At 68.6% G+C, this 8,029-nt stretch carries 10 protein-coding genes and 1 pseudogene; 4 read left to right on the top strand and 7 right to left on the bottom strand.

The window, feature by feature from the left end; all coding sequences use genetic code 11:
• Positions 1 to 186: 186 nt before the first annotated feature.
• The gene (locus ACIRQP_RS41505) at positions 187 to 531 is read left to right on the top strand and encodes a DUF6233 domain-containing protein (protein ID WP_403900532.1); all 345 of its coding nucleotides are present in this window, start codon (positions 187 to 189) and stop codon (positions 529 to 531) included.
• Positions 532 to 1,148: 617 nt separating this feature from the next.
• Here ACIRQP_RS41505 and ACIRQP_RS41500 read toward each other — a convergent pair.
• Positions 1,149 to 1,565, bottom strand: a complete 417-nt coding sequence (locus tag ACIRQP_RS41500; protein WP_403900530.1) for a DUF3995 domain-containing protein — start codon at positions 1,563 to 1,565, stop codon at positions 1,149 to 1,151.
• 513 nt (positions 1,566 to 2,078) lie between these two features.
• Positions 2,079 to 2,273: a hypothetical protein gene (locus tag ACIRQP_RS41495; protein WP_403900528.1), complete on the bottom strand. Its 195-nt coding sequence runs from the start codon at positions 2,271 to 2,273 to the stop codon at positions 2,079 to 2,081.
• Positions 2,274 to 2,450: 177 nt separating this feature from the next.
• Here ACIRQP_RS41495 and ACIRQP_RS41490 point away from each other — a divergent pair, with 177 nt between their 5' ends.
• Entirely contained in the window at positions 2,451 to 2,786 is a 336-nt protein-coding gene (locus ACIRQP_RS41490) for a hypothetical protein (protein WP_403900526.1), read from the top strand.
• A 95-nt stretch (positions 2,787 to 2,881) separates the two neighbouring features.
• Here ACIRQP_RS41490 and ACIRQP_RS41485 read toward each other — a convergent pair whose 3' ends face one another.
• Together ACIRQP_RS41485 and ACIRQP_RS41480 are read right to left on the bottom strand one after the other, a co-directional pair.
• Positions 2,882 to 3,058, bottom strand: coding sequence for a hypothetical protein (locus ACIRQP_RS41485; RefSeq protein ID WP_403900524.1), 177 nt, complete (start codon positions 3,056 to 3,058; stop codon positions 2,882 to 2,884).
• Between the two features lie 242 nt (positions 3,059 to 3,300).
• Positions 3,301 to 3,564 (bottom strand): hypothetical protein, encoded by a 264-nt coding sequence (locus ACIRQP_RS41480; RefSeq protein ID WP_403900522.1) that lies wholly within the window; start codon positions 3,562 to 3,564, stop codon positions 3,301 to 3,303.
• A gap of 1,420 nt (positions 3,565 to 4,984) precedes the next feature.
• Here ACIRQP_RS41480 and ACIRQP_RS41475 point away from each other — a divergent pair.
• Together ACIRQP_RS41475 and ACIRQP_RS41470 are read left to right on the top strand one after the other, a co-directional pair.
• Positions 4,985 to 5,221: a hypothetical protein gene (locus ACIRQP_RS41475; protein ID WP_403900520.1), complete on the top strand. Its 237-nt coding sequence runs from the start codon at positions 4,985 to 4,987 to the stop codon at positions 5,219 to 5,221.
• An 11-nt stretch (positions 5,222 to 5,232) separates the two neighbouring features.
• Positions 5,233 to 6,156: a helix-turn-helix domain-containing protein gene (locus ACIRQP_RS41470; RefSeq protein ID WP_403900518.1), complete on the top strand. Its 924-nt coding sequence runs from the start codon at positions 5,233 to 5,235 to the stop codon at positions 6,154 to 6,156.
• Positions 6,157 to 6,498: 342 nt separating this feature from the next.
• Here the strand turns inward: ACIRQP_RS41470 and ACIRQP_RS41465 are convergent, their stop codons facing one another.
• The 3 genes and pseudogenes from ACIRQP_RS41465 to ACIRQP_RS41455 form a co-directional block, all read right to left on the bottom strand.
• Positions 6,499 to 7,410, bottom strand: coding sequence for a DciA family protein (locus tag ACIRQP_RS41465; RefSeq protein ID WP_403900516.1), 912 nt, complete (start codon positions 7,408 to 7,410; stop codon positions 6,499 to 6,501).
• Positions 7,411 to 7,569 carry a hypothetical protein gene (locus tag ACIRQP_RS41460; RefSeq protein ID WP_403900514.1) on the bottom strand — a complete coding sequence of 53 codons (159 nt, stop codon included), beginning with the start codon at positions 7,567 to 7,569 and terminating at the stop codon, positions 7,411 to 7,413. It abuts the gene before it with no gap.
• Positions 7,570 to 7,784: 215 nt separating this feature from the next.
• Positions 7,785 to 8,029: pseudogene (locus tag ACIRQP_RS41455) on the bottom strand (hypothetical protein); the annotation flags it as partial.

The following is an 8,029-nucleotide window of genomic DNA, read 5'->3' as shown; positions in this document are numbered from 1 at the left end:
CGAGACGCCACCCACACCACCCCAAACCACCCCCCACCGAGCCTCCAGAACCCCACCAGACCTTCAACAAACCCCACAGAAGCACAACCCGCACGAATAACACCAAAAAGGGGGTGCATCTTCGCCGCGAGCACCCCGGGGAAGCACCCACCCCGGGAGAGGAAACAGCACGGAAGGTCCGTTCCCGTGCGGCACACCCACAACCCCACCCGCCGACCCCCGATCCGTAACCCCCGGCCCCCGGTCCGGGCGCCGGGCCGGGGCCGGAATCCGCACCGGGGCCAGGATCCGCGCCGGGCGCCGACCCGGGGTGCGGCCCAGCCGTGCCCCGGGTCCCCCGCCGACGACACGGCGGCATGGGTGCTCCAGGCCCTGCGCCACGACACCCCGGACCAGCGCGCCCTGGTCCTCCACCGGGCCGGCTGCTGGACCGCCGAGGGACGCCTCACCCCAGCCAGAGCCACCGAGGCCGCAGCCTTCGTGAAGCACGGGTGGGCGACGGCATGCGGCGTCTGCAAACCCGCACCCTGAGACATCCGCTGGAACTACTTCCCCACCCTCGAACGCGAACGCGACCTCGCCCCGCCCCACTCCACCCCGGCAGCCTGCTGCTCGGTGGCGCCCTGCTCCCGCGCGGTGAACAGCCGGTCCGTGAAGACGGGCGGCCGGCCCTGGGTGATGTCCCGGATCCGAGCGTCGCCGGTAAAACGAGCGCCTCGTCGTTGAACGCCCGCTTGAACGCGCCGGTTGCCTCGTCCTTCTCCGCGCGGGTCGGCGGGCGCAGCGCCGTCACTTCGTACGGACGGCCGGCATTGCGCTCGACTCGTCGATGTCCGTGCCCAAGGTCCGACCGCTTCACCGTCGGGCGCGACATACCGCATGGCACCGGCGTGGAGCCGGCAATCCAGTGGACGTCGAACCAGAAGTCCGTGTCCCTGCCGGCATCCGTATCGCCCTCTTCACCAGGGGCAGCGCCGCTTTGAGGCGCTTGTTGTACCCGGATTGCTGCGGCAGATACGGAAACATCGACGCCAGGCGGCTGACCTCCAGTTCGTCATCGAACTTCACGTACAGCGCGATCGGCAGGTGTCCAGTTCGTCGTTCACGCCACGATCCTGGACATCCCGCCCGCGTCCCCCGACGGGCTGTCAGGCGGCGCCGCTGCGCGGGCCCTCCGCGCTTCCGGACTCCCGTGCAGCCAGACCGAAGACGAGACCGCCGACCAGGAACCAGGGATTCCACAGCACCAACGTCCACAGCCGCTGTTCCGGGCTTACGTCCATCTCCTGCCCCGCTGTGTCGGTCAGCAGCAGCACCTCGACCGCGACGCCGCGCACCAGCAGCAGGCCGCAGACACACCAGCCCAGGGCCTTGACCGCCCGCCCTGCCAGGCCACGAGGCCGCGCCCCGGCGAGAAGCCATCCCAGTACAGCGCCGACCAGGCACAGCATTCCCACGCCCCACAGGCCCATCACCACGAACCATCCCGGGCGCTCCTCGGCCAGGGGCCCCGCCGAGACACTCAGGCCCCAACTGCCGCCCAGCGCCCAGTAAAAATGAAGCACGGCGAAAGTGACCGCCCAGGCACACGCAACACGTCCCCACACCCCCGGTATTGTCATCTCCCACAGATCTTCATGCATAACCAGCAGCATGTCACCGCCGTGGCACGCCGCCGCCGGCGTCGCCGAAAAACCAGCACACCCACCGACCAGCCAACCGCCTCGTGTCACAGCGCATCTGACAGACAGCGGGCTGCTGACCTGCCGGGTTGCCACGTCACTTGAGAACGATGGCCCACGGCATTCTCAAACGTCCTGGCTTACACGGAAGTTGCGTTCGCCGTACTGCCATACCGGCTGCTGGAGCCTGGAACGCGGCAGGAGGTCGCTGCGTTCCAGCGGCATGAGAATCGCCGTGATCGTGGTGACAGTCGGCGTCTGCCTGATCTTGGTGGACCGCGCTTTGCTGTGGGCAGAGCACCGTGGGTGGATCTATCACCGCAAGACAAAGGGGCGTACTTCAGCGCTGGTACAGGAATTCTCTCCAGCCGCACAGGCGGTGAGAGCGCCTGTGGCTCAGCGGCGAGAGCACCCTCTTCCACGGGAGAGTGATCGCACCAGGGCGGCCGGGAGATCGGCTGCGGGCAGGTGCTCGATCTCGCGGTCGAAGTCGCCGGCCCGGTCGGCGTCCATGGTGGCGCGGATAGCCGCGATGGTGCCCGGCAGCTCGACAAGCTCGCCGCCGATGACCGTTTTGAGGGTGGCGTCCATGGTCGTGGCCTCCTTCCTGTCCCGTACGGTACGCCTGCACAGGCGCCCGTATACCACCCCGGCAGAGTCAGCAGTCCAGGCGGGGCAGGCGTACGTCGCATTCGTTGGATGTCACAGCGAGCCGCAGTGAGCCGTCTTAAGGGGTTGAAGCCACGAACGACCGCAGAGGAGTTCACTGTGAATGCCCAATCGAGCGTCTTTGACAGCCTGCCCGACAGCCCGACCACGGGGAAGGCCCACGTGTCCGTCCTGAAGCGCTTGGCGGTTGCGGGATCCGCATTAGCCTTGGCGGTCGGTGCTGCCGTGACAGTCGCTCCCGCTGCTCAAGCGCTGCCATCCGATTGCATGACGTACCTGGTGGACCGTGGCTACACGCTGACGGAACGACGGGCCGACGCATGCGCGTATGGCGACTGGAACGGCATCGAAAGATTTCTCTGCCCAGGCATACTGACTGATACCGGCGTGAAAGAGAGCCATGTCATCACGGCATGCAGGCTGACCGCGGCTTAGTGCGTGTTCTGATCCCAAGCCCCGTAACGGGCATGAAGGGCTCGTTGGGGCGGTGTGAGTATCCGTAGCGAGCACCCGGTGAGTGCCGACCAGATCTATACGGCGTAGGTGCTGGGGTACCTCATCGGCTCCCCGGGCGGGGCGCGGAAGAGGTTCACGAACACCATGTCGCCGCCGGCCGCCTGCGGCACCGCCTCATGCTCGTAGTAGCTGCCGCTCGCTGCACCCGGCGGCTGCCCGGCGCTGCTCGTACTCCTGGTCCTGCTGTTCAAGCGATCAGCCGGTCAGGCGACCCGGCGAGGCTTAACAGAGAGCTGAGAGCGCGTCACGCTGATCTCATCGGACCTGAGTAACCCCCATGGAAGAAGCCTCCCGGGTGAGGGATTTCGATTCGGCAGGAGTTGTTCGAGAAGATCTTTCCAAAGCCCAAGCTGCACGTATGAGGGTTCCGAACCGCCGACGCGGTTCGGAACCCTCACGGCAGGTATGGAGAAGCTTTCCGATACCGGGTCGCCTACGCGCGGTTACAGGCGGTAATGATCACGCCGATGTTCGTCATTCCGGCGTCCCGGAGGTCCTGATAACAAGCAGGGTTATAGATGCCGAGAGTCGCAGCGTGACTGCATGCGTGCCGGACCTTTGGCCCGATGATCACCTTGCCGGTCAGGTAATTCACACAATCGGACTGTGTGGCCTGCGCCGACGTGGCCGTCGCCAGTGGTACTCCCACCGCTCCCACCGTCATCGCCAAAGCGACCAGTGCTCGTTTCATCTTCATGTTTTCTCCCGTCGGGCCACGGGCCCCCAGGCGCTTCCCAAGGGCAGGTAGTGGTGACGGGAGCGATATTGCCGTGGTGTCGGGCAGAACGTCGATATCCGAGAGTCCACACTCCTTGACGATGCGTCTACATCACGGTCCCCAGTGGCCGCACTGACTTTGATGGCCTCGTATCTGAGGGCGAACCTGCCGTGGGCCTGGTGACGGTAGCCGCGGGGCGAGAAGCCGTATGCGGCGTCGCGCGGTCGCGGCCACCGTCGACGCCGCGATGCCCGGGGCCTGCGAGACCGAGCGCCGTACGGTCACCGAGCACCAGCTGCACCAGGACGTGACCGACAAGGTGGCGGTTCGCGAACACGAGTGGGAGCAGGTCCTCACCTGGCAGGCCGCCACTGCCAAGGCGCGCGCCGAAGCCGCGGCAGCGCAGCCGGCCGCCGTTATCCCGGCCGCTGAACTACCGTTCCTCAAGCCCGAGAGGGTGTTGAGCGGGCGGGGCCCGGCGCTGCGGGCCCCGCCCGTGGTCGTCCGCCGCTGCAACAGCGCACGACCGGTTTCCCCTGTTGTGTCGAGTGGCAACGGCCGGGGAAGCCGCAGATCAGGAAAACCTCTGGCCGTCTCCGCCAATGTATCGAGGGCACACGAGGGCGCGGCGAGTCGGCGGACGAGGGCAGCACTGTCCCCAAGACGCGGAGTCGGGAAGCGCGGGTCCGATCGGGATACCCGCCGGAAGGCCAGTGCACGAAGCCACCGGGCCGCATCCGCACGCACGGAGAGGGCATACGGCATACGCCTGCCCAGACACCGCCGGAGGGCATAGGGGGTGGTGAAACTCGGCGGAGGAGTGCAGCCGTGTCCCGGTGACGTGGAATCAGAAAAGCCCGCGTCTGGGCCGGATGGCTGCCGGACAGCTTCAAGTCGGCGCTCTGCGTCGCGGACGGGTCCGAATGGCCAGGTTCCAGGGGCTCGTAGCGGTGCTGGAGGCGGGCGAACCCACCCCCGTCGTGCGAATCGGTGTACTCATGCCTGCCTCCTTTTCATCGGGTCACGTCGGCCGCGCGAGGCTTCGGTTATGGCCTGGGCCATACGGCCCCGGAGCGTCGCCCGCAGCACGTTGTGGACCCATACCAGCAGGGGACAGCCCTTGATTTCAAGGCTCGACGGGCCGCAGAAGCGGGACACGGGGATACCCGATCCTCACTCCTCCCGGGTGAGGGAGGAGCGGTGGCCTGGGGCGATGTTCGGAATTCATTCCATAGCAGTTGGGACAGGATGAAACGGCGCGGGAGAGCGGTCTTGTCGGCGTTCGTTGAAGGGCTCGAAGGTAAGGGTGAGGCGCCCTATCCGTCAGCCCTGCACAGGCTGGCGGATGTTGCTCGGGGGCCTCGGTGTCGAGTGGCAACAAGCCGAGGAGGCAGACAAGTTGAAGAGGAACGTGCCCGCGCACGCCACGTGTGTCGAGGGCCCGTCTGGGGCCGGCAGCCAGGTGCTGCCGGCCCCGGCCGTGGTCGTGGTTGTGGTCGTCCTGCTCATCACCGCGGGGCTGCTGGCGTTCGGGATGACCATCGAAACGGTCGTCACGACCGTCGTCGCCGGCGGGCTGACGGGTAAGGCACTGGTCCGCAGCCTGGTCACCGTCTTCTCTCCCCACCGGGTGTAAGGGGAGAGCCGATGGGGCGCGCATCCAGCGCCCTGGCACAGCACAACCCCGTTGAGACGCTGGCGCGGTGGCTTGAGTCGCTGCGCCGGCGGTCGGGGATGAGCTGGGGCCAGGTGGCACAGACCGCCGTCGAGAGGGGCCTGTCGGTCACTCGTTCGACTCTGTACCGGGCGGCGCAGGGCGAGACGCTGCCGAAGTGGAAGACCGTATTGGCGTTCACGCGCGTGTGCGGGGGTGATGAGCGCGAAGCGAGGCGGCTGTGGACCAGTGCCGACCGGCACGAGGCCGCCCGCGTTGTCGGGGCACCGCGCGTTGTGGTGCTGCCGCCGCTGTTCATTACCGAGCCGTGGCAGCTCGTCCACGCGATGAAGGATATGTGCCGGGCGAACGGCAGCCCCACGCTGCGGGAACTGGAAGAGATGGCGTACGTCGACGTCGAGAACAAGGTGAGCCTGCTGCCGAAGAGCACCGTGGGCGCCGTTCTGCAAGGACGGATGCCCGCCAGGGACCTGCTGCTGAACTTCGTCCGGTACTGCGGGAATGTCCCGGAGAACCGGCTGGAGGAGTGGAAGGACGCCTGGGAGCGCGTGAATGCCTTCAGCAAGGGCGAGGTGCGTTCGGCAGTGGGGGAGGTACAACACGAGCTGGCCCGGGCCGACAAGGAGCTGACATACACCCGCGCGCAACTGGAGCACACCCGCGGCCAGCTGGAGGAGGCAAAGACCGCGCTTCGCCGTTATGTGCGGGGCGAGTGGGTGCGGGCCACATGGACCGGCCCCACAGTGGTGGTGCTTCCCCCGAGCAAGCCGGTCGGCGCGGTGCCGCCTCCGGCCCGCTCGAAGAACATCGCCCCGTTCGCCTCCGGACCTCCGCCGCAGCCGCCCGTGCGAGGCAACCGGCGGCGAGGTACCCGAAGGACGATCCGGGCCGGTTGAAATCGCACCACCCGCGGCTCATCGCCGACAAGCCTTGAGTCATCGCGTACGGGTCGGGGCCGCACTCAGTACTCGGGGTGCAGCCCCGTTCCACCATGCCCTGGGCCTCGATGGTACGGACCGGGTCCTGGGCCTGTCCCAGACCTCCGCCGTTGGGGAGGGTCCGCCGGTCGCGAGAATCTCTGAACCGTGCAGGAGAAGCGTCATACGGAATGCTCCGGCCCGGGCGCGGGCCGGACACCAGGCCCGCGCGTTCAGCGGCCAGGCGCCGCAGTGCCCGGGCGTGGGACGTGTAAGCAGAGCGCGCCTTGCTCCGGGAGTCGTTCGATCGCGGCCCGACCGTCACCGAACACCGGGCTCCTGCATACGGGGGCTCGCGTTGTGCCGGCCGGTGTCCGTCGGGACCTCCGGGTCGGCAGTACGCGCGGACAAGGCGGCTTGGTGTGCGGCGAGCACGCGGCGATAGCCTTCGGACGCCCTCTTGCCGGTGAGCGCTGAGGTCTCCGCCCCGTCCCCGGCTGCTGGTGCCGGGCCGGCAGCGGACGCTGCCGAGGCAGTCATGGAACCGGGCGCGAGGACATGGACCGTCGTCACTGCCGCACCCGGGACCGCCTGGTTGGCGTGGGCGACCACCTTCGGAGTGCTCCGGCGCAGCTTTGTACCGTAGGCGGGTGCGGCGGGGACGACACCCAATTGCCCCGTCTCCGGGTCGAACCGCACGGCCCGGACGTGGCCGGCGAGGTCTGGTGCGACGGCGGTGACGACGTCCGGCCAGCGGACGAGGACGCCGCCACCGGCAACCGGCGCATTCCAGGGCCCGGCCCCGGGGACCGAGCACGCGGCCTGCCCCGTGCTGCCGGAGATGCCCAGGCAGCCGTAAGGCGTCGTTGCCAGCAGATGCGAGGCCGTGCCTGCGGTCACTTCGAGCACGGCGCGCACCGCCTCGCTGATCAACTCCAGCCGGATCAGGTCGCACACCGCGGCCAGGACGTGAGTGGAATCGGTGCGCCGCGTGCCGCTGCGCCGCGTGCCGCGTCCGCACACCAGCCCGGCGTCCTTGAGACGGACCGGCGCGAGGCCGAGGAGGCGGTCGGCACGGACGCCCTGGGCCAGGCACTCACGGAAGCCGGCCGGCACGCCGTGATGGAAACCGGGATCGTCCAGCTCCATGGCCGGCGCACACCCGAAGTCAATACGACAGCGCACCGCCTCGGCGGCCTGACGCTCCGACAGACCGAGCAGGAACTGCAGCACTCAGACGATGGCAAACTGGGCGGGTGAGAGGCCGGGGCGCCCGTCCCGCCGGTACCAGTCGCCGAAGTCCTCGTCCTGCCACAGCCCGTCCAGCCGGTCTCTCACCCACACCGCCGCCCTACCGCCCGCGTCGCCCGCCCGCGCGACCCGCGAGGTCACAGACAGGACCCGCCCACCGGAACGCGGACGAACGGACAACAAACACCTCGACAACCGCACCGGCCTTCGAAACAGCCCCGACCATGCCCGCCGACCACGCTGCCGCACCGGAAAACACCAAGATCCCCGACAGAGCCACCACCCGGCCCCGGCCAGGGGCACGGCCGGGCCGTGCGCCGGTCAGGGGTGTGGCCGGGCCGTGCGCCTGGTCCCGGTCAGGGCGTGGCCGCCGCCAGCCGGGGCAGCATCAGCTCCCAGAAACGGGCCATCCTCTGCCCGGAGAGCCACTCCGGATCCCTGGAACCGAGCACCTCGAAGCCCACCGTGGCCGCCACGATCGTCGGCGCGACCCTCTCACAGGACATCCCGCCCGCCAGCAGACCCTCCCGCTCGGCCCGCTCCAGCATGCCCTCGACCCAGCCCTGCCACTGCCCCCGCAGATCAGCACCCGCATCCAGCC

This window comes from Streptomyces sp. NPDC102274 (assembly GCF_044766385.1).
Lineage (GTDB): Bacteria > Actinomycetota > Actinomycetes > Streptomycetales > Streptomycetaceae > Streptomyces.
The sequence above is the reverse complement of the archived record's forward strand: the minus strand, read 5'-3'. Positions and strand labels throughout refer to the sequence as shown.